21 protein-coding genes and 3 pseudogenes are annotated in these 20198 nt (G+C 64.5%); 14 read left to right on the top strand and 10 right to left on the bottom strand.

Going from position 1 to position 20198, the window contains the following annotated elements; translation table 11 throughout:
- The first annotated feature begins 14 nt into the window (after nt 1-14).
- Nucleotides 15-713, top strand: coding sequence for a Crp/Fnr family transcriptional regulator (locus tag RCAP_RS17995; protein ID WP_013069331.1), 699 nt, complete (start codon nt 15-17; stop codon nt 711-713).
- A gap of 61 nt (nt 714-774) precedes the next feature.
- Here RCAP_RS17995 and RCAP_RS19755 read toward each other — a convergent pair whose 3' ends face one another.
- From RCAP_RS19755 to RCAP_RS17975, 5 genes are all read right to left on the bottom strand, one after another.
- Nucleotides 775-921 carry a hypothetical protein gene (locus RCAP_RS19755; protein ID WP_157851855.1) on the bottom strand — a complete coding sequence of 49 codons (147 nt, stop codon included), beginning with the start codon at nt 919-921 and terminating at the stop codon, nt 775-777.
- Nucleotides 922-990: 69 nt separating this feature from the next.
- Nucleotides 991-1392 (bottom strand): helix-turn-helix domain-containing protein, encoded by a 402-nt coding sequence (locus RCAP_RS19095; protein WP_013069330.1) that lies wholly within the window; start codon nt 1390-1392, stop codon nt 991-993.
- A gap of 3 nt (nt 1393-1395) precedes the next feature.
- Nucleotides 1396-2505: a quaternary amine ABC transporter ATP-binding protein gene (locus RCAP_RS17985; RefSeq protein WP_013069329.1), complete on the bottom strand. Its 1110-nt coding sequence runs from the start codon at nt 2503-2505 to the stop codon at nt 1396-1398.
- Nucleotides 2498-3409 (bottom strand): ABC transporter permease, encoded by a 912-nt coding sequence (locus RCAP_RS17980; protein WP_013069328.1) that lies wholly within the window; start codon nt 3407-3409, stop codon nt 2498-2500. Before RCAP_RS17980 ends, RCAP_RS17985 begins: the two co-directional genes overlap by 8 nt.
- Before the next feature lie 70 nt (nt 3410-3479).
- Nucleotides 3480-4481, bottom strand: a complete 1002-nt coding sequence (locus RCAP_RS17975) for an ABC transporter substrate-binding protein (RefSeq protein WP_013069327.1) — start codon at nt 4479-4481, stop codon at nt 3480-3482.
- A gap of 514 nt (nt 4482-4995) precedes the next feature.
- Here RCAP_RS17975 and RCAP_RS19450 point away from each other — a divergent pair.
- Complete coding sequence (locus RCAP_RS19450) at nt 4996-5361, top strand: hypothetical protein (RefSeq protein ID WP_115658549.1); 366 nt, start codon at nt 4996-4998, stop codon at nt 5359-5361.
- A gap of 131 nt (nt 5362-5492) precedes the next feature.
- Here RCAP_RS19450 and RCAP_RS19995 read toward each other — a convergent pair.
- Nucleotides 5493-5858, bottom strand: a pseudogene (locus tag RCAP_RS19995) (aldo/keto reductase); the annotation flags it as partial.
- Nucleotides 5859-5894: 36 nt separating this feature from the next.
- On the opposite strand from RCAP_RS19995, the gene RCAP_RS19990 reads away from it, so the two are divergent.
- From RCAP_RS19990 to RCAP_RS17955, 3 genes and pseudogenes are all read left to right on the top strand, one after another.
- The gene (locus RCAP_RS19990; RefSeq protein WP_238530270.1) at nt 5895-6257 is read left to right on the top strand and encodes a nuclear transport factor 2 family protein; all 363 of its coding nucleotides are present in this window, start codon (nt 5895-5897) and stop codon (nt 6255-6257) included.
- 12 nt (nt 6258-6269) lie between these two features.
- Nucleotides 6270-6853, top strand: a pseudogene (locus RCAP_RS17960) (NAD(P)H-binding protein).
- Between the two features lie 24 nt (nt 6854-6877).
- Nucleotides 6878-7322, top strand: a pseudogene (locus RCAP_RS17955) (aldo/keto reductase); the annotation flags it as partial.
- Between the two features lie 66 nt (nt 7323-7388).
- Here the strand turns inward: RCAP_RS17955 and RCAP_RS17950 are convergent.
- The gene (locus tag RCAP_RS17950) at nt 7389-8282 is read right to left on the bottom strand and encodes a LysR family transcriptional regulator (RefSeq protein WP_013069321.1); all 894 of its coding nucleotides are present in this window, start codon (nt 8280-8282) and stop codon (nt 7389-7391) included.
- Between the two features lie 115 nt (nt 8283-8397).
- Here RCAP_RS17950 and RCAP_RS17945 point away from each other — a divergent pair, with 115 nt between their 5' ends.
- The 4 genes from RCAP_RS17945 to RCAP_RS19750 all read left to right on the top strand — a co-directional run bounded on the left by RCAP_RS17945 (nt 8398) and on the right by RCAP_RS19750 (nt 11039).
- Complete coding sequence (locus tag RCAP_RS17945; protein ID WP_013069320.1) at nt 8398-8793, top strand: (R)-mandelonitrile lyase; 396 nt, start codon at nt 8398-8400, stop codon at nt 8791-8793.
- A gap of 12 nt (nt 8794-8805) precedes the next feature.
- Nucleotides 8806-9828, top strand: coding sequence for a zinc-dependent alcohol dehydrogenase family protein (locus RCAP_RS17940; protein WP_013069319.1), 1023 nt, complete (start codon nt 8806-8808; stop codon nt 9826-9828).
- 1 nt (nt 9829) lies between these two features.
- The gene (locus RCAP_RS17935; RefSeq protein ID WP_013069318.1) at nt 9830-10654 is read left to right on the top strand and encodes an SDR family oxidoreductase; all 825 of its coding nucleotides are present in this window, start codon (nt 9830-9832) and stop codon (nt 10652-10654) included.
- A gap of 175 nt (nt 10655-10829) precedes the next feature.
- On the top strand, nt 10830-11039 hold the full coding sequence (locus RCAP_RS19750; RefSeq protein ID WP_187148643.1) for a hypothetical protein: 210 nt from the start codon (nt 10830-10832) through the stop codon (nt 11037-11039).
- A 97-nt stretch (nt 11040-11136) separates the two neighbouring features.
- Here the strand turns inward: RCAP_RS19750 and RCAP_RS17930 are convergent, their stop codons facing one another.
- From RCAP_RS17930 to RCAP_RS17920, 3 genes are all read right to left on the bottom strand, one after another.
- Nucleotides 11137-12954: an ATP-dependent helicase gene (locus RCAP_RS17930; RefSeq protein WP_013069317.1), complete on the bottom strand. Its 1818-nt coding sequence runs from the start codon at nt 12952-12954 to the stop codon at nt 11137-11139.
- Nucleotides 12941-14725, bottom strand: coding sequence for an ATP-dependent nuclease (locus RCAP_RS17925; RefSeq protein WP_013069316.1), 1785 nt, complete (start codon nt 14723-14725; stop codon nt 12941-12943). The genes RCAP_RS17930 and RCAP_RS17925 overlap by 14 nt, the downstream gene beginning before the upstream one ends.
- A 437-nt stretch (nt 14726-15162) precedes the next feature.
- Nucleotides 15163-15738 carry a sulfite exporter TauE/SafE family protein gene (locus tag RCAP_RS17920; RefSeq protein ID WP_080514709.1) on the bottom strand — a complete coding sequence of 192 codons (576 nt, stop codon included), beginning with the start codon at nt 15736-15738 and terminating at the stop codon, nt 15163-15165.
- A gap of 319 nt (nt 15739-16057) precedes the next feature.
- Between RCAP_RS17920 and RCAP_RS20135 the strand changes: the two genes are divergently transcribed.
- From RCAP_RS20135 to arsJ, 5 genes are all read left to right on the top strand, one after another.
- On the top strand, nt 16058-16243 hold the full coding sequence (locus tag RCAP_RS20135) for a helix-turn-helix domain-containing protein (RefSeq protein WP_023925902.1): 186 nt from the start codon (nt 16058-16060) through the stop codon (nt 16241-16243).
- A gap of 51 nt (nt 16244-16294) precedes the next feature.
- Nucleotides 16295-16984: a substrate-binding domain-containing protein gene (locus tag RCAP_RS17915; RefSeq protein WP_013069313.1), complete on the top strand. Its 690-nt coding sequence runs from the start codon at nt 16295-16297 to the stop codon at nt 16982-16984.
- A 66-nt stretch (nt 16985-17050) separates the two neighbouring features.
- Nucleotides 17051-17896, top strand: coding sequence for a metalloregulator ArsR/SmtB family transcription factor (locus tag RCAP_RS17910; RefSeq protein WP_013067793.1), 846 nt, complete (start codon nt 17051-17053; stop codon nt 17894-17896).
- A 3-nt stretch (nt 17897-17899) separates the two neighbouring features.
- Entirely contained in the window at nt 17900-18907 is a 1008-nt protein-coding gene (locus RCAP_RS17905; RefSeq protein ID WP_013067794.1) for an ArsJ-associated glyceraldehyde-3-phosphate dehydrogenase, read from the top strand.
- Nucleotides 18904-20148 (top strand): organoarsenical effux MFS transporter ArsJ, encoded by a 1245-nt coding sequence (gene arsJ / locus RCAP_RS17900; RefSeq protein ID WP_013069312.1) that lies wholly within the window; start codon nt 18904-18906, stop codon nt 20146-20148. The genes RCAP_RS17905 and arsJ overlap by 4 nt, the downstream gene beginning before the upstream one ends.
- Nucleotides 20149-20198: the final 50 nt, after the last annotated feature.

The following is a 20198-nucleotide window of genomic DNA, read 5'->3' as shown; positions in this document are numbered from 1 at the left end:
GGAGACCGCCGCCGATGAAACCCGATGCCGACCGGATTGCCCGGAAATCCCTGCTGCTGCGGGCCGTGCCGAAACCGGCGCAGGATCTGATCCTGACCGGCGCGCATGAACGCAGCCTTGATCGCGGCGCGACGATCTTCCTGCAGGGCGATCCCGCCACGGCGGTCTATATGGTGATCGACGGCTGGGTGAAGCTTTACCGCGTCGCGCCGAACGGCTCGGAGGCGGTGGTCAGCGTCTTTACCCGCGGCGACAGTTTCGGCGAGGCGGTGGCCTTTACCGGCGGCGTCTATCCGGTCTCGGCCGAGGCGGCGACCGATGTCGTGCTGGTGCGGATCGAGACGGCGGAAATCCTGCGGCTGATCGAACGCCAGCCCGGGCTGGCGGTGTCGCTGCTGGCGGCGACCTTCGCGCATCTGCACCGGCTGGTCGGGCAGATCGAGCAGCTGAAGGCGCGGTCGGGGGCGCAGCGCGTGGCGGAATTCCTGCTTGAACATGTGAGCGAGGAGCGCGGCCCCTGTGCGGTCGTGCTGCCCTATGACAAGGTGCTGATCGCCGGGCGTCTGGGGATGAAGCCCGAAAGCCTGAGCCGCGCCTTTGCCCGGCTGCGCGAAAAGGGCGTGCAGGTGCGCCAGTCGGTGGCGGAAATCGAGGATGTGGCGCTGCTGCGCGACTATGTCGAGGAAGATCCGGGCCAGTCCTGGGCGCGTTAGGCGCCCCCCAGATGGCGCCAGATCTCGGGCAGGGCGGCGGTCAGATGGCCTGCATGGGGGATCACCGCGAAACCGCCCGGCCCGAAACCGCGCTTTCGGTCGAGCGCGCGACATCAAGCAGGATCGCGACGCTCCGGCCGAGCACATCTGGCAGCACGGGGCTGTCACTGTCGCTGCCTGGCGTGAATTCCAGCGCATGGATTCGCACTGTGAATCCTCCACGGTCAGAGGTCTGCAACAATGCCTACGGGAGGCAGAACGGCGGCCTGTCGCGCGATCATTCCAGGTGCAGCAGAATCCTTTGGAGCCGTTCGTCAATCTGCTGCACCCGAAGACGGGTTTCGGCCATGTCTTCGCGCATGCAGCGCAGATCGGCATCGGTGGACGGCAGGCAGGGACCCTGCGCGGGCAGGTCGTTTTGCGGTGGCTCGACGCCAAGACTTTCGCCGGTCAGCAACCACGCCAGAGAGACGCCGAAGAGCCCCGCGATCATGTGACAAAGACTTGCCCTTGGGAAAGCGGAGTCCTGTTCCCAGCTGGTATATGTCTCGACAGAAATGCCGAGGCAGCTTGCGGCTTCGGCGCAGGAGAGCCCGGCATTTTCACGCGCGGCCGTCAGCCGATCCCCCAATGTGGCGACGGCCTCGCTGAACCAGTTTTCGGGATTTTCCGCATCCATGATCTATCCTTTCGTAAGGTCGTGTTCCGGCGCGGCAGCGGGGGTCACCATTGCGGTCAGAACGTCGGAGATGGCGATGGTGCCCCGCACCTGTCCCCGCCGCCCCAGAACGCGGGCGTGGCTGACGCCCGCCGCCGTCATCTGCCGGGCAACGGTTTCCAGAACCTCCGGGCCCGGAACGGCAAATTCGGGCAGCTTTGCCCCCGCAACCACCGGGCGGGCCACGGTTGCCGCGCGGATCACCCGGGCCCGGTTCACCTCGCGCACGAAGGCGGCAATGTAGTCGTTGGCCGGGCGCAGCACGATGTCCTGTCCGGTGCCGACCTGTTCCAGCCGCCCGTCGCGCAAAATGGCGATGCGCTCGCCCAGCCGCAGGGCCTCGTCGAGGTCGTGGGTGATGAAGACGATGGTCTTGCGCAGTTCGCTTTGCAATTCCAGCAAGATCGCCTGCATGTCGAGGCGGATCAGCGGATCCAGCGCCGAGAAGGCCTCGTCCATCAAAAGGATGTCGGCATCGGTGCTCAGCGCCCGCGCAAGGCCGACGCGCTGCTGCATGCCGCCCGAAAGCTGCGCGGGGTAGGCCCCCTCGTAGCCCTTCAGCCCGACGCGCGCGATCCAGCGCCGGGCCACGGGCTCGCTTTCGGATCGGGGCACGCCCTGAATATCCAGCCCGTAGCAGGTATTGCCCAAAACGGTGCGATGCGGCAGCAGGGCGAATTTCTGAAACACCATCGCCGTCTTGTGGCGGCGGAACGCGCGCAGATCTTTCGGGCTCATCCGGCAGACATCGGCGCCGTCATGGATCACCTCGCCCGTGGTGGGCGCGATCAGGCCGTTGATATGCCGGATCAGCGTCGACTTGCCCGACCCCGACAGCCCCATGATGACCGTGATCTTGCCGGGCGGGATCGACAGGGAAATGTCGGTCAGGCCCAACACATGGCCGTGCTTGCGGTTCAGCTCGGCCTTGCTCAGCCCGGCTTTCACGGCGGCAATGTGGCGTTCGGGTTCCGGGCCGAAAATCTTGTAAAGATTGCGAATCTCGATGCCGCTGCGGCCGGTGACGGGGTCTTCGTCGTCATCGCCGGGCAAGATGGGAGGTGCCTCAGTCATGGCCTGCCTCGCGGTGTTTTTGCAGCCGCAGGCCGAAAGCCTGACTGCTGCGGTCAAAGACGATGGCAATGGCCACCAGCGCAAACCCGTTCAGGAAGCCCACGGTGAAGAACTGGTTGTTGATCGCCTGCAGCACGTTCTTGCCCAGGCCCCCGACCCCCACCATCGAGGCCACGACCACCATCGACAGCGACATCATGATGGTCTGGTTCACCCCCGTCATGATCGTGGGCAGCGCCAGGGGCAATTGCACGTTCCACAGCTTTTGTCGCGCCGAGGATCCGAAGGCCTCGGCGGCCTCGGTCACTTCGCGGTCCACCAGCCGGATGCCAAGGGTGGTCAGCCGGATCATCGGCGGCACGGCATAGATCACCACGGCAATCATGCCCGGAACCTTGCCGATGCCGAAGATCACCACCACCGGGATCAGATAGACGAAACTGGGCAGCGTCTGCATCACGTCCAGAACCGGGCTGACAAGGCGTTGCAGCCTGTCGGAGCGGGCGGCGGCAATGCCGATGGGCAGGCCGATGACGACCGCCACAAGGGTGCAAAACGACACCATCGCCAAGGTCACCATCGTATCCTGCCACAGCCCGACCCAGCCGATCAGACATAGCGCAACCGCCGTGCCCAGAACGATTTTCCAATTGCGTGCGGTGCCCCAGACCGCGGCGAGCAACACCACCAGCACCAGAACCCAGGGGGTGTCGGTGAAGGCGTGTTCGAGCGTGTTGAGAAACATCTGAAGCGGAACCGTGGCCGCGTCGATCGTGTCCGCCCAGCTTCGCACGATGTCGCGAAAGCCGTCGTCGATGCTTTTGCGCATCAGGCGCAGGGTTTTTGCCTCCATCGCGGGAAAGCGGCACAGGGTTTCGGGCAAGCTCCAGCAGTCGGATGCCATGCAAGGTCCTGACGGTTGTGATAACGGGGGACGCGCGGCAGGCCGCCGCACGCCAGAGGGCAGGCCGGGCTCAAAGCGCGGCTTTCACCTTTTGCGCCACATCGGCCGGAACCCAGTCCCGCCAAAGCTCGGGACAGGTTTCAAGGAAATGCCGGGCCCCGTCCTCGTTGGTGCCCTGGTTCGCCTCCATCCAGGCCAGAACCTGATTGACGGTGGCATTCGACCATTTGCGGGTCTGCACATAATCCATCGCCACGCCGGCCTTTTCGGCAAAGGCCCTGGTGACCACGGTGACCACCTCCGAAACCGGATAGGCGGTCACCTTCGGGTCGGGGCAATCGGGCTGCGAGGTGCAGGCGTCGAAATGCGCCTTGTCCAGCGGCACGCCGAAATCGAGCTTGACCATCTCGTATTTGCCAAGGATTGCGGTCGGTGCCCAATAATAGCCCAGCCATCCCAGCTTGCGTTCATGGGCATTGGCGATCGAACCGTCGAGCCCCGCCGCAGACCCGGTATCGACCAGATCGAAGCCCTTGGTCTCGGCCTCCAGCGCCCGGTAAAGGTTTTCGGTGGTGATCTGGCAATTCCACCCCGAGGGGCAGTTGTGCACCGCACCGCGGCCGGGATCTTCGGGCGCGGGGAACAGATCGGGTCGGGCAAGGGCTGCCGAAACGGTGGTGATCTCCGGATGGGCGTCGACGATGTATTTGGGCACCCACCAGCCCTCCTCCCCGCCCTCGGCCAGCAGCGGCGCCGCCAGGATCAGGCGGCCCTCGGCCACGGCGGTATCCAGCGCGACCTTCACCGCATTCACCCACAATTCGGGCGCCATGTCGGGTTCGCCCTTTTCGTTCATCGAGGTGAAGCTGGGCATCGTGTCGCCGGTGACCAGTTCGACCTCGCAGCCATAGCCGCTTTCCAGAATGATCTTGTCGACATGGGCGGCCACACCGGCCGAGGCCCAGTTCATTTCCGCAATGCTGACCCTTCCGCAGTCCTCTGCGGCCATGACCGGGGCGGCCAAAGCGGCAAAAGATGCGGTGAGCCAGACAGAAGCAAACGGCTTCTTCATCGGCGTCCTCCTGTGTGCGGCGCGTTCGTGACGATGACCGGCGCGCCGCAGCAACCGGAAACCCGTTTGATTGCGAAGGCCCAAATCGAAAGCGTCACGGAGACACAGGGCCAGGTCATGCCAACCGCAAGGGCGGTCGATGGACAGTGCGCAAGGCACAAAGACGGCCGAAACCGACGCGCATGTCGTAAACGACTGATTGCGACATTGCAACCTTTGTGCGGGTATTTCCCTGGCTCGCGAGGCGTTTTCGCGCAACCCCTGCTTGAAGTGCCCTTTCGGCACGGCTTGTACGGGCCACGCATTGTGTCTCGAGCCGGGCGGAAGGGGGCCTGCAGGATCGTCCATGTGCGACTTGCCAAAGCTCGGATGAAAGCATCATTGCCCGGGGCCTGCCGAAATTCTCGCTGCGGCGCGATCGACAGTCAGCTTTGGCGCGCCAAGCCGCGACGGCGCCCGGCGGTTCCGGGCCGGGTGCATCAATGACGCCGGACGCGCTATCCTCTTATGGCTGTTGGGCGTTTCAGGGGAAGCCAGGAGTGCTGCGATCTTCTTCAGCCCCGAAGTGTTCGTCGTTGTCGCTCTCTCGATTGATCCCGGCGGCGTTCTCCGCGCTTGCTTCCTGTCTTGCGTTCCGCACGTCAAGCCAATCCTTGCACGTTACATCGGCCCCCGAAACCCGGCTTGGCGGCGCCAACCGTTTTGTCCCGGTCACGATCTTGGCGAGTGTCGCCTGCATCGCCTGATCGATTGCGACGACATCATGGGCCTGATCCAGTCCGACGCCAAGTTCATGGACGAGCGCGAGGATATCGCGGCCCCTATCAACACGCTGAAGGCGGGGGAGGGGCTTAGACCCCATGATCGGGTCGCAAGCTGACGAATGACGACGCGACGCCCAAGCGGGTCAATCGATGACGTCTACGAAGAATGACGCCAGCGCGCCCGAAACCGAAAAGTTCGGGCGCAGCGAGGATCAACGTGGACGCTCATTTTCAGGTCGCCATATGAGAGACCAACGGTCTTCAGGCCAGCCTCGGTGTGCCGCTCGCCCTCGATATGAATATTCGCTGTTGCGGCCTTGATCCGCGCGAGATCCTCCGACGCAAGGACAATCTCGGCGGCACCCAGGTTCTCTTCGAGCCGATAGGCCTTGCTGGTTCCGGGGATGGGCACGATCCGGGGCGCTTGCGCCAAGAGCCAGGCCAGCGCGATCTGCGCCGGTGTCGCTTCCTTCTCTGCCGCAATTTGCCTGAGCAGGTCGACCAGCGCCTGGTTCTTCTCCATCGCCTCAGGCGTGAAACGCGGCAGGGTCTTGCGGAAGTCGGACTCGGCCAGCGCGGTATCCTTGGTCATCGCCCCGGTCAGGAAGCCCTTGTGGACACTTTCTCCAACCTTGCTGACGCCAGACAGGTGCAGGAACAAACCTTCCTCTTCACCGAAGACGGGGTCGTCGAAACCTGGTTTGGCGAGACGGCGCTGCCCCCTCTGCGCGGCCGCAAGGCGATCGAGGACAGCTGGACGCCGTTCCTCGCGACCTTCGACACCGTCTATCATGTGAATGGCCAGTTCACCGCCGAGATCGACGGCGATACTGCCACCGCCACGCATGACTGCACCGTCGAGCTGATCGGCGAGCCCGAGGGGGCCAAGACCCGAAACTCGAACGGCGTCATCTACAGTGACAGCTATTTGCGGGTGAACGGAGAATGGCTGATTGCCAAACGCGTCGCGCGCTTCATCTGGCGCGACGTCCATCCTTTCATCGCGGCCTGACGGGGGACCGCAATGAAGATCCTTATCCTTGGCGCGGCGGGACAGATTGCGCGGGTTGCGACGCAGGAACTGCTCGCCCGAACCGATGCGACACTTACCCTTTACGCGCGCAATGCCGCCCGAAGGCTTGGCCCCGAGACCGATCGCACCCGCATCCTCACGGGCGACGTTCTGGACACGGCGACGCTGGCCAGCGCGATGACAGGTCAGGATCTCGTCTATGCCAACCTCTGGGGCGCGATGGAGGCGCAGGCCAAAGCCATCGTCGCGGCGATGCAGGCGGCGGGTGTCGGCCGCGTCATCTTCATCTCCTCGATGGGGATCTACGACGAGGTGCCCGGAGAGCGCCCGGCGCGATCCTCGATCCCTATCGTGCCTCGGCGCGCGTCATCGAAACCTCGGGTCTAGACTATGCCGTCATTCGCCCCGCCTGGCTGAACGATCGCGACGAGATCGCCTATGGCACCACGCTCAAGGGCGAAACTTTCCGCAATTCCGGTGCCGCTGTCTCGCGCAAGAGCGTCGCCGATCTGATCGTGACCCTCGCAGGTCAACCCGCCCTCGGGAATGTCAGCCTTGGCGTTCACAAGGCCTGAACCCTCATCTGAAAGGATAAACCCATGAAAACCCGCAAACTTGGCCCGCTTGAGGTCTCGGAAATCGGCTTTGGCACGATGAGTTTCGCCGCCACCTATGGCGCGGCGCCCGGCGAGGCCGAGGCGATTTCGGTCATTCGCGGCGCTTACGATCTGGGGGTGACGCATTTCGACACCGCCGAAGTCTATGGGCCCTGGACGAACGAGGTCTTGCTGGGCAAGGCCCTGGCCCCGATCCGCGACAAGGTGACGATTGCCACGAAATTCGGCTGGAACATCGATCAGGTCACCGGGGCGCGCGACTGGGGGCTGAACAGCCGCCCCGAGCGCATCCGTCAGGTGGCCGAGGCCAGTCTGAAGCGGTTGGGCGTCGAGGTGATCGATCTTTTCTATCAGCACCGGGTCGATCCCGATGTGCCGATGGAGGATGTCGCGGGCGCGGTGCGCGATCTGATCGCCGCGGGCAAGGCGCAAGGTTGCCCGAGGCGATCCTTGCCCTGTCCTACCGCTGACGCCCGGGCCCGTGGCGGAGGGGCTACCCCCGCCAGCGCAAAGCGTCGATCAAAAGCCGGAACGCCGGGGTGATCTGGCGGCGGCTGGGGTAGTAAAGGTGATAGCCCGAAAACGGCGGGCACCAGTCGGCCAGCACCCGAACGAGCCGCCCCGAGGCGAGATGCGGGGCAAGGTAATCGGTCATCAGGCAAACCAGCCCCCGGTCCTCGAGCGCCGCAGCCACCGCAAGCTCGGGGTCGTTGGTGGTGAACTGCCCCTCGACCCGGACTGTCAGCGGGCGGCCGTCCTTTTCGAATTCCCAGGCGTAAAGCCCGCCCAAGGTCGGCAGGCGCAGGTTGATGCAGTTGTGCGCCGTCAGGTCTTGCGGGGTTTGCGGCGCAGGATGGCGGGCGAAATAGGCGGGCGATCCAGCCACGACCATCTGCAGATCCCCCGAGATGCGCACCCCGATCATGTCGCGATCAACGCTTTCGCCAAGCCTGATGCCGGCGTCGAAGCCCTCTTTCGCGATATCGACAAAGCGTTGATCCAGCAGGATTTCCACCCGCACCTCGGGGTAATCCGCCATCAGCCGGTTCGCCACCGGCATCACGATCCGCTCGGCGGCATGGCGGCTTGCCGTCAGCCGGATCATGCCTTGCGGCCGGGCGCGGATATCATCAAGCGCCGCCAGCTCCGCCTCGATCCCGTCAAAGGCCGGGCGCAGCGCATCCACCAGCCGCTGCCCCGCCTCGGTCACCGAAACCGACCGGGTGGTACGGGTCAACAACCGCACGTCGAGCCGCTCCTCAAGTCGGCGCACCACCGCGCTGACCGCGCTTTGCGACGTGCCCAGCCGCGCCGCCGCCCGGGTAAAGCTGCGCTCCTCTGCCACCGCCAGAAAGGCGATCAGATCGCCCATTTCATCGCGCCGCATTCATATCCCCAGATGATAGACCCAATACCGGTCTAGCGCATTATCGCCGAAACGCAAAACCCGTAGCTTGCGGCGATGCCGCGGCCAAGAACGGCCCGCCCCGAAAGGACATGTCATGGAAATTCATCGCGCGGGTTCGCGTGCCTCGTTTGTCGGTCCCTCGGCATGGTTCACCGGAACCGTCCGGGTCGATCCGCTCTTCAACCCCGCCGCGCCCGAACGGGTGCAGGGCGCGCATGTCACCTTTGAACCCGGTGCCCGCACGGCATGGCATACCCATCCGCTGGGGCAAACGCTGATCGTCACCTTCGGGCGCGGAAGGGTGCAGCGCGAAGGCGGACCGATCGAGGAAATCCATCCCGGCGATGTCGTCTGCTTCGCCCCCGAGGAACGGCATTGGCACGGCGCCGCCCCCGACACCGCAATGAGCCATATCGCGCTTCAGGAGGTGAAAGACGGCCAGGTCGTCACCTGGATGGAGCACGTTACCGACGCCGACTACGGCGCGTAAGGAGGCACGATCATGTATGCAACTGTTCTGCACGGCCCCGGCGACGTTCGCTATGAGCGCGTCGAGGATCCGAAAATCCTCAAACCCACCGATGCGATCATCAAGCTGTCGGCCACCTGCATCTGCGGCTCGGACCTTTGGCCCTATCGCGGCGCAAACCCGATCACCGCGCCGATGCACATGGGCCACGAATACTGCGGCGTCGTGGTCGAGGTGGGCGCCGAGGTCCGCACCGTGAAACCCGGTCAGTTCGTCGTGGGCAGCTTTTGTCTGTCGGACAACACCTGCCCGCATTGCCAGTTCGGCTTTCAATCGTCGTGCGCGCAACGCGAATTCATGTCAGGGGCGCAGGCCCCCTATGCGCGGGTGCCCTTGGCCGATGGCACGCTGGTTGCCACCAAGGAAATGCCCGATGCGGCGATGATCCCGCATCTTCTGGCGGTGTCGGATGTGCTGGGAACCGGCTGGTATGGGGCATGGGCGGCCGATGTGCGCGAGGGCGGCACAGTCGTTGTGGTGGGTGACGGCGCGGTCGGGCTGATGGGTGTGATGGCGGCGCATCAGATGGGGGCCGAGCGGATCATCGCGATGAGCGGACATGAAAGCCGCTCGGCGCTGGCGCGGGAATTTGGCGCCACCGACATCGTGTCCGAACGCGGGGCCGAGGGGATTGCCCGGGTGATGGAGTTGACCAAGGGCATCGGCGCCGCCTCGGTGATCGAGGCGGTGGGCACCGTCGGCTCGATGGCGCAGGCCACGGGCGTGTGCCGCCCCGGCGGGTCGATCGGCTATGTCGGCGTGCCGCATGGGGTCAGTTTCGACGGGCAACAGATGTTCTTCAAGCAGCAGCGGATGCTGGGTGGTCCCGCGCCCGTCCGCCGCTTCCTGCCCGATCTGATGGAGCGCGTCCTGCAAGGCAGGATCCAGCCCGGAAAGGTCTTCGATCTGGTGCTGCCGATTGCGCAGGTGGCCGAGGGCTACAAGGCCATGGACGAACGCCGCGCCATCAAGACCATGCTGCAGGTGGAGGATTGACATGGAGGTAACCGTCGTCTTCGGCGCCGGGGGGATTGGCCAGGCCATCGCCCGTCGGATCAGCATTGGCCGCCTGATCGTGGTGGCCAATCGGACCCAGGCCTCGGCCGATGCGGCGGCCGAGGGGCTTGCACGCGCCGGGTTCGAGGTGACAGCCATGCAGGCCGATATCTCTGACCGCGCGGCGGTTCAGGCTGTTGCCGCTCGGGCCGGGACGCTCGGGGCGATCAAGGCCGTGGTGCAGGCGGCGGGCGTTTCCCCGTCGCAAGCGCCCATCGCGGCGATCCTGAAGGTTGATCTTTACGGCACAGCCGTCGTGCTTGAAGAATTCGGCCGCGTGATCGCGCCGGGCGGTTCGGGCTTGGTGATCTCGTCGCAGTCCGGGTATCGCATGCCAGCCCTGTCGGCGGAGCAGGATGCGCTTCTGGCCACGGCCCCGGCCGATGACCTGCTGGCGCTGGACTTCGTGAAGGGCGTGACGGACACGCTGCACGCCTATCAGATGTCGAAGCGGTGCAACTCGCTTCGAGTGCGCGGCGAGGCCGTCAACTGGGCGAAGCGCGACGCACGGATCAACGCGATCAGCCCCGGCATCATCGTCACTCCGCTTGCGCAAGATGAGTTGCACGGTGAGCGCGCAGAGTTTTATCAGGCGATGCTGAAACAGATGCCCGCCGGTCGCGCGGGCACCCCCGACGAGGTGGCATCCCTTGCCGCGCATATCATGGGGCCGGAGGGGGGCTTCATCACCGGCAGCGATTTCCTGATCGACGGAGGGGCGACCGCGAACTTCTTCCATGGGCCGCAAACGGCGAGCCTTGCGTGAGAGCTCAGCAGCGCAGAGGGTCCCGCAAGAACGGTTGGCAGCAGAGAGGCAAGCCAGAGGGCTTCGCGGAAATTATTCCGGGCAACCCATCGCTGCAGCCCGTCACCTCATCGCGTTCAACTGACATGAGTTACGGATTCTGTTGCCCCCATAAAACTTGAACGACTGTCCGCTGATGAGCGAGATGAAGCGGTCGCCCAATGGGCGACCGATTGAGTTCCGCGTCAGCAACCTGCGCGTTGCATGCAATATTCCCGAAGCTCTCGGCGACCGGCAGCTATCACGAATTGCCGCGGGTGCGATGCCGCAAACTCACAGGCCGCTCCCCGCCCGTTGCGAAAGCGACGAGTTGATCGACGTACCCGGCCCAAAGCCGACGGTCTAAAGCGTGTCCACGCCGCAGCGCGGCTTTCCCGAAGCAGTCGCTCGTTGCTTTCACCGGCCGATTATGCGCCATTGTTGCGAATTGCGCCACTTTTCACCTAGTCGCCTTCGGCTTCCCGCATTCGCGCCTCAAGCTCGTTCAGGAACGGAGAGCGTCCCCAATACTTCCTCCCGAAGCGGGTATCGACGAAACCAGAATATAGCATGTGGATTTCATCGCGGGCCCGCGTTAGCCCCACATAGAACAGACGTCGACTCTCACGCTGGGCCGCAGGTGCTTCGTTACGCCATGGCAGGCTGCCAAGATCGAGCCCCACCATGATGACCACATCGTACTCGCACCCCTTTGCAGAGTGCAGCGTCAACAAATTGAGGTGAAGTGGTGAGCCATCACGCCCAGCAAGACTTGCGAGGTCAAGGTCCGCAAGCGGCCCACCCACGGCCACTGCCGCTGACATCCGCTCGACCTGTTCGCGCTGATCGGCAAGGCTCGGCTCGTCCACCATCAGCGCGTCGAGCATTCCTGCTCGCAGCGCCGCTACGAAGTTTCGGGCCAGCCCCTCTTCAACCCGGAGCGACCAGAGAAGCCGGGTGAGGCTTTGCAATTCCGCGCTGGCTTGCGCGTCCGAGATCCGTGCGCGATGGAAACCGATCCAGCGGTCCAACAAGCCACGCAATTGCGGCTGTGCTTTGCGCCAGCCCCCCGAGCACCAGGCGGCGCAGTCCTCGATCCAGCTCGTGAGTGCGACCTTGCGATAAGGCGCGGCCGTGTCGACCCGCACAAAGTCGAGACCGGCGGACGCGACCGCTTCCGCCACCACGTCGCCGGCACGATAGTCCCGGTAGAGGATGGCGATGTCGCCGAGCGCACGTCCCGGTTTGGCGGCAAGCGCCGCTGGGATGATCTCGGCGACCGCGTGCGCGGCCTGGCCTACCAGGCCATCGTCGCATTCAAGGAAGGCGATCACCGCCTGGCGATCCGGGTCGTTCGATCGGTAGCCGCGATCCTCGCCGAGCGCCATTTCGGAGGCACTGACAATCCGCGTGGCCGAGCGATAATTGAGTTGAAGCTGAACGCGCTCGACATCGTCGCGCTCCGCTAGCTCCTCCAGCAAAGCTCCGTCCGCACCCGTGAAGCCGTAGATCGACTGATCCGGATCTCCGACCGCAAAGAGGCGGACACCCCCGTCGAAGGCGACGCGCTTGACTATGCGGTGCAGCGCAACGCCGAGATCCTGATATTCATCGACCGCTAGGACTGGGAATTTCGCTTGGAGCAGCGGAAGCACCCAGTCGTGTTCCGACACCAGACGCTGGCCGAAAATCACGAGGTCATCGAAATCGACGAGACCTGTTCGCCGCAGCTCGGCTTCGTAGCCCTCGGCCCATGCCGCAAGCTCCTCCTCATCTGTCCAGGCTTCCGACGTCCTGTCCAATATCGATCGCCGATGACGCCCCAGATCCATCGGCTTGTTCGGATGACCTACGCCGAAGAGCCTGTCCCCGACCCGATTCATCGCCTGGTCGCTCTGTCGTTGCGTGGCGACCGCAAGCGGGAACGGCACCGGCAGATTGGCAAGACGGCCATAGGGCATCAACAGATGCCTCAGACAAAAACCATGGACCGTGCCGATGAAGAGGTTCGGCGCCTCTCTCAGGCCCAGCCGCTCCAGTCGGCGCGTCAGCTCGCGCGCGCACTCCTGGCTGTAGGTGATGCATGCCGCGCCGCGTGGCGCGCGTACGTCTTCAGCCATGATCCGGGCAAGCTTGAGCACCAGCGTCTTGGTCTTGCCGCTGCCGGGGCCGGCGAGCACGACACAATGGCCGGTCGAGTCATAGGCGGCTTGCTGGCCCGGGTTACTGGCCAAGTCCGCTGCTTGCGCGAGATAGGCGGCGCTGACACTACGCAAGGGCATCGCGAATGTACTCCAGCGCCTTGCGGATATAGTCCGGGCACGTATCCTCCTCGACGTACGGCGCCAGCGCCTGCGCGAAGCGTCCCTTGCCGATCCGTTCGATGAGTTTGATCAGCCTCTCCTCATCGAGCGTGTCGGTGTCGTCGACCCAGCCTTGCAGCAGGTCGCGGGTCGCCTGATTGATTGGCAGTTCCTCTTCTATGATCTCCTGCATCGCGTCCGCGAGGCCGCCACAGAACAGTTCCGGCTCTAGTGTGTTGCCATTCACGAAATAGCCGAGTGGCTCCGCGCGGGCGATCACGGCATCGGCGTCGAGCGGCGTGTAGTCCACCCCGTTCTCGACCAGATTCAGCACCTCGATGAGGCGGCGGCGTACCAGCGGCGGCCTCGTGCCGTTCGGATCGCGATCTGTCAGGATGACGTGCGGAATGTTCAGGCCCTGCGGACCCAGCAGCTTCACATAGGGCGTGAAATTGGTGCCGCTCACCGAGCAGACCGTGATGCCCAGCATGTCGAGCGGGATGTCCAGCGCCTCAGCGAATGCGGGAATGAGAAACCGCTCGGCATCGCCCTCAACGAGGATGACGCCTCGCGCAAAGAAGATCTCGCCGCGGCTGACATCGATGTAACGCTGGAGGTCGGCCTCATCGCGCTCCGTCAGCGGAGCCGTCGCTGTCGAGACGGCGGTCGTCGCATCCTCGCCGGCGTCGTAGCGGAGCAGGACGATCGAGCGGATCGGTGTGACGCTGGCGATATGCGGCGAGTGCGTCGTGAGGATGGTCGTAAGAGGCGGAGCATCTTCTTGGTCATCTGCAGCGCCGCCGAGGAAATACCGATAGACCAGCCGCTGGACATGCGGATGAAGATGCGCCTCGGGCTCTTCGACCACGAAGAAGGTGTGGTCACGCTCGCCGTCAGTCACCAAACGATCCAACTCGAGGCTCTTCAACGCCAGAAAGATCAGGTTGGCGGTGCCGAGGCTGGCATCGCCAATACTGCGCGCACCATTGTCGATCAGCAGGCGCAGGCTACGCAGTAGCGCATCGACCCGCGTCGGAGCTAGGCCTAGCGTGAGCGGAACGGCATGCTGCTCACCCGCAATAGCGATCAGGCGGTCGCTGATCCGCTGCGCGGTAGCAACCACCTCGGCATGACCGGCAAGCTCGGCTTGAGCCTCGTTTACTTGTTCCTGGATTTCGTCGCGAGCGTCTTCGTCCAGCGAAGTTGCCAACTGTTCGATCAACGGCCTTAGCGGCGAATTTCGCCAGATCGACAGGTCTTTCTCTGCGTCACGTAGCGCCACCTGAACGTCGAGCGGGAGCATCCGGCGCAATGATGACCCGATCGCCATATCGGGATCGTCGCCGCCGAAAATGACGTACTCGTAGTCAGCCAGACTTTCGGGATCACGGCCGAGATTTGCCTTTGGCTGGAAGCGGTACGTAAGGCGCGCGACCATTGGCGGGCCCGGGTCCACCACGCAGTCGTTGAGATGCGCCATCAGACGCGGATCGTTGGTGAAATCCGTCAGATCGATTGAGATTTCGATCGCCTCGCCAAGCTTGTCCTCTCCTAAGCCATCCCAGAAATGTTCGAGTCCGAGTTGGCGGTCTCGTTCCGAGAGCCCGGGGTCGAGGATCAGTTGCAGGGCGCGGATGAAGTTGCTCTTGCCGACCTTGTTTTCACCGACGATGACGATGCTCTCGCCCGTCTCGACGTCGAGATCGGAGAAATTTGCAAAGTTGGCTATTCTTACTCGCGAAATCCGCATTTGTACGAATTCCTCACGATATGGGCGCCGAGAAAATGCTCACCACTTACGTTTAAATCTCTTGGTCTGCACAAACAACTTCAATGCGCTTTCTTTTGCGCTATTCACCCCTGAGTATATGCTCATCATTTACTAAGAAAGCTAGCTGCGGTTTTGTGAGCGTCCGTCTTGCCGACTTGACGCAACTGGAATGCCGCACTTGCATCGGACAGCTTCCCGCCCGTTGCGAAGGCGACGAGTTGATCGACGGACCCGGCCCTTTGCCGTCGGTCGATCCGCCCGGCCGCAACCTCCGAAGCGGTCGCCCGAGCGGGCCGCAGCGTGACGCCAGGTCGCGACACGAAGGGCCGCTCCCCGTCGACGCCGCCACGTGATCGATCCTCAGGAAATCGCGAAGGCGGGCGGGTCAGGTCATTGCGGCAAAAGTCACCACCCGCCTACTTGTGCCGCCAGACCTTGAAGGCGGAAATCACCAGAATGAGCGCGAGGCCGGGCAGCAGGACCGCCTCGGGCACAAGGCCCAGCAGATGCCCGCCCAGAAAGCTGCCTGCGATCGAGCCTGCCGCCATCACCGCGACGAAAATCCGGTTGCGGCCCAGCGTGGCAAAGGCCTGATCGCGGCTGTAGCGGGCAAAACCCACCAGCATCGTCGGCAGGCTGACCGCAAGCGAGAGCGACCCCGCCAGCTTGATGTCGGCCCCGAACAGGATCACCAGCGTCGGGATCAGCAATTCGCCCCCCGCCACCCCCATCAGCGCCGCGACGATGCCGATCGCAAAGCCCGCGACCACGCCCAGACCGATCTGCGCGCCGCCGGTGACGAGGGCCGCGCCCGACGCCACGCCGTGGCCGGTCAGAAGCACCACGGCAATTCCCGCCATCAGCGCCGCGATCACCTTGAACAGGATGTCAGAGCGCAAACGCGTCGCCCAGCCTGCGCCAAACCACGCCCCGGCCAGACTGCCCGCCAGCAGATTCACGATCACCGGCCATTGCGCCGCCAGATCGGCCATCGGCACCGCCAAGGCCGATCAACCCGCCCAGGGTGCCAATGACCCCGCCCGAGAGAAAGGCGGCAGGGGTGCGAAGGGCTGCGGCATGGCGGACCTTTCGATGCGTGAACCGAGGCGAAACGGGGCGAAAATGCAGCTTTTGCACCCGTTTTGCTGTCTGCTCGCCGGATCAAGCCAGATATCGGCGCGAAGTAAAGCGAAAACGAATTGACTCGGGCCGATGGAAGATCGTGAATGCGCGGAATAGGGCGAACCATCACGAAATCGCAGAAAGGCCCGTGCCATGTCCGATGCTGCAAGCGATGCCCCGACAGATGCCATGACCGCCGAAGAGGTCGCGCTGCGGCTCAAGATCTCGAAAAGCGGGGTCTATGCGCTGATCAAGGCGGGGGCGATCGGCCATTACAAGGTCGGCCGCAAGATCCGCTTCAGCGCGGCGCAGCTGCGCGCCTATGTCGAGGGAACGGCTTGCCCCGCCGCCCGCCCCGGGCCGGTGGTGCTGTAGGAGGGCCGTCATTTCGACCTTGGCGCGCAGCGGCCGGGCAGTGCGGGCTTCGTGATCTGCGGGCAGGATCTGATCCTTGACGTGCTTTCGAACCTGCTGCGGCAGCGCGGGGTGATGGCGCTTCGGGCCTATATCGGCAGCTACGACAGCCTTGTGTCGCTGTATCATGACCGGGTCGGCGTCGCGACGGCGCATCTGTGGGACGGCGCCAGCGACAGCTACAACATTGCGCATGTGCGGGCGCTGCTGCCGGGCATTGCCTGCACGATCGTCAATGTCACCTGGCGGATGCAGGGGCTTTATGTGGCCGAAGGGAACCCGAAGCGGATCACCGGCTGGGCGGATTTCGGCCGCGACGACATCCGCATGATCAACCGCGAAAAGGGGGCGGGGTCGCGGGTGCTGCTGGATGAACACCTGCGACGGCTCGGGATTTCCGGTAGCCGGATTGCCGGCTACGGGCAGGAAAGCGCCTCGCATCTGGCGCTGGCAAGCGCCGTGGGACGGGGCGAGGCCGATATCGCGGTGGGCACGGAAAAGATCGCGCGGCAGGTGGATGGGGTCGCCTTTCTGCCGATGCAGCGCGAACGCTACGACCTTGTGGTGAAGACCGAACATCTGCCCCGCCCCGAGGTGCAGGCGCTCCTGTCGGTGCTGCGCTCGCAGGCCTTCAAGGCCGAATTCGGCGCCATCGGGGGGTACGATCTGCGCGACATCGGCCGCGTCATCTGCGAGACGTGACGCCTGTCGCCGGATTGTCATGAAAGCTTCACTGGACGGGGGGATTGCTTCCTGTATTCAGGAAGCATGGAAAACACTTGCCCCACCCCCGAGGCCGCCGCGGCCTTTGCCTGTCTTGGCCATCCCGGTCGCCTGTCGGTGTTCCGGATGCTCATGCGCTTTGCGCCGCAGGGCGTGCGGCCCACCGAAATCGCCGCGGCGCTGGGGCTGAAGCCAAACACCCTCTCGCATCATCTGGCGGATCTGACTGCTTGCGGGCTGGTCACAGTCACCCGGCAGGGGCGGTCGCTTTTCTACGCCGTCGATCTTCACAAAACCGAATCCCTGATCGGCTATCTCGCCCTCGATCTGGGCCGGGCCCGGCCCGACCTGATGCCCAAAGCTCTTCATGAAAAGGCAAATCCCATGCCCGACACGCCCTTCAACGTGCTTTTCATCTGCTCGGGCAATTCCGCCCGCTCGATCTTTGCCGAGGCGCTCCTGCGCGATCTGGGCGCGGGCAAGTTCACCGCCCATTCCGCCGGAACGCGGCCCGGGACCGCGATCAACCCTTTCGCGCTCGAGGTGCTGAGCCGCAACGGCCATGACACCGGGGGCCTGCGCGCCAAGCATCTGTCGGAGTTCCAGGGCCCCGCCGCGCCGCAGATGGAGTTCGTCTTCACCGTCTGCGATACGGCGGCGGCCGAGGACTGCCCGCCCTGGCCCGGTCAGCCGATCACCGGCCATTGGGGCCTGCCCGATCCGGTCAAGGCCACCGGCACCGAGGCCGAACGCGCGCTGGTTTTCGCCCAGACCTACGGGGCGCTGCGCCGCCGCATTGCCGCCTTTGTCGACCTGCCCTTTGCCACGCTCGACCGGCTGGCGCTGCAAACCCGCGTCGATGCGATCGGCGCCCTGCCCGAAAAGGCCTGAGCCATGGCGAGACTTGCGATCAACGGCTTGGGCCGGATGGGAAAACTGCTCTTGCGGCGGCTCATCGATCTGGGGCGCGGGCCCGAGATCGTGCTTTTGAACGACGCCATGGGCGACGCCGAAACCCATGCGCTGCTGCTCGAGTTCGACACGGTGCATGGCCGCTGGCCGACCCCGGTTGCCGCCACCGAAACCGGGCTTCAGATCGCGGGGCAGCGCATCCGGCTGACGCGGGAAAAGACCCTTGAAGCCCTGCCCCTGGCCGAGATCGGGGTCGATCTGGTGCTCGATTGCACCGGGCAGTTCAAGACCGCGGCCAAGGTCCAGCCCTATTTCGATGCAGGCGTGCGCAAGGTCGTCGTTTCGGCCCCGGTCAAGGATACGGGCGCGCTGAACCTCGTCTATGGCGTGAACCACGTGCTTTACGATGGCAGCCAGCGGCTGATCACGGCGGCGTCCTGCACCACCAACTGCCTGGCCCCCATCGTGAAGGTGATCCACGAAGCGCTTGGAATCAAACACGGATCCATCACCACACTGCATGACGTGACGAACACGCAAACGATCGTCGACCGCCCCGCGAAAGACCTGCGCCGGGCGCGGTCGGCGCTGATGAACCTCATTCCCACCACCACCGGCTCGGCCACGGCGATCACGCTGATCTATCCCGAGCTGAAAGGGCGGCTCAATGGCCATGCCGTCCGGGTGCCGCTTTTGAATGCCTCGCTGACCGATTGCGTCTTCGAACTTGACCGCCCGACCACGGTCGCAGAGGTGAACAGCCTTCTGCAGACCGCCGCCGAGGGAGGGCTGAACGGCATCCTCGGTTTCGAGACGCGGCCGCTGGTGTCGTCGGATTTCACCAACGACCCGCGCTCGGCGGTGATCGACGGCCCCTCGACGATGGTGGTCAATGGCACGCAGCTCAAGCTTTACGCCTGGTATGACAACGAATGGGGCTATGTCTGCCGGATGGCCGATATCGCCCGAATGGTGGCGGGGTCGTTGTGAGCGCCAATCCGATCCGCGCCTACGCTGCCGTCACCGCCGCCTATTGGGCCTTCATGCTCACCGATGGCGCGCTGCGGATGCTGGTGCTGTTGCAGTTCAACGGGCTGGGCTTCAGCCCGGTCGCGCTGGCCTGGCTGTTTCTGCTTTACGAAGTCGCGGGCATTGCCACCAATCTTGGCGCGGGCTGGCTGGCGGCGCGGTTCGGCCTGGCCGCCACGCTTTACGGCGGGCTTGGCCTGCAGGTCGCGGCGCTGGTCGCGCTGACGCAGCTGGACCCGGGCTGGTCGATCCCCGCCTCGGTCGCTTTCGTGATGGCGGTGCAGGGTGTCTCGGGCGTTGCCAAGGATCTGGCCAAGATGTCGTCGAAATCGGCGGTGAAACTGCTCGCCCCCAGCGGCGAGGGCGGGCTGTTTCGCTGGGTGGCGGCGCTGACCGGGTCAAAGAACGCGGTGAAGGGGCTCGGCTTCTTCCTTGGCGCGGCGCTTCTGGCGCTTGTCGGCTTCAAGCCGGCGATCTGGGGCATGGCGGGGCTTCTGGCGGCGATCCTGATCGCGGTCGTGGCCTTCCTGCCCAAGGGCCTGCCCGGGAAGATGAAATCCGACGAGGCCTGGGGCGGCTGGCGGTCGCAGGACCCGCAGGTGAACCGGCTTTCGCTGGCGCGGATGTTCCTTTTTGGCGCCCGCGATGTCTGGTTCGTCGTCGGGCTTCCGGTCTATTTCCAGGCGGTTCTCTCCGACGGCACGGCCGAGGGCCGCCGCGAGGCGTTCTTTCTGACCGGCGGTTTCATGGCGCTCTGGATCATCGCCTACGGCGCGGTGCAGGCCTTTGCCCCCCGCATCTTGGGCGCGAAATCCCAGCCCGAGGCCGCGATCGTGACGAAGGCGATCACCTGGGCGGGCTATCTGGTGCCGATCCCCTTCGGGCTGGCAGCCGCGGTGCTGATCGCCCCCGCCCCCGCGCCCTGGCTGACCGCAACGCTGCTCATCGGACTGCTCGCCTTCGGCTTCGTCTTCGCGGTCAATTCCTCGGTCCATTCCTATCTGATCCTCGCCTTTGGCGATGCGCGGCGGATCACCCGCGATGTCGGTTTTTACTACATGGCCAATGCGGCCGGGCGGCTGATCGGCACGCTTTTGTCGGGGCTCAGCTGCCAGTTCGGCGGGCTGGCGCTGTGCCTTGCCACCGCAGGCGCCATGGCCGCAACCAGCTGGTGGGCCGCCCGCAGGCTGGCGCAGGACTGAGGCGCATCCATATGCGCCTTGACGCATGGCATGCGCCAGGGCGAATATGC

The organism is Rhodobacter capsulatus SB 1003 (assembly GCF_000021865.1).
In the GTDB taxonomy this organism is placed as follows: domain Bacteria; phylum Pseudomonadota; class Alphaproteobacteria; order Rhodobacterales; family Rhodobacteraceae; genus Rhodobacter; species Rhodobacter capsulatus_B.
Note: the sequence above shows the minus strand (reverse complement) of the source record. Positions and strands in the feature narration are given on the sequence as shown.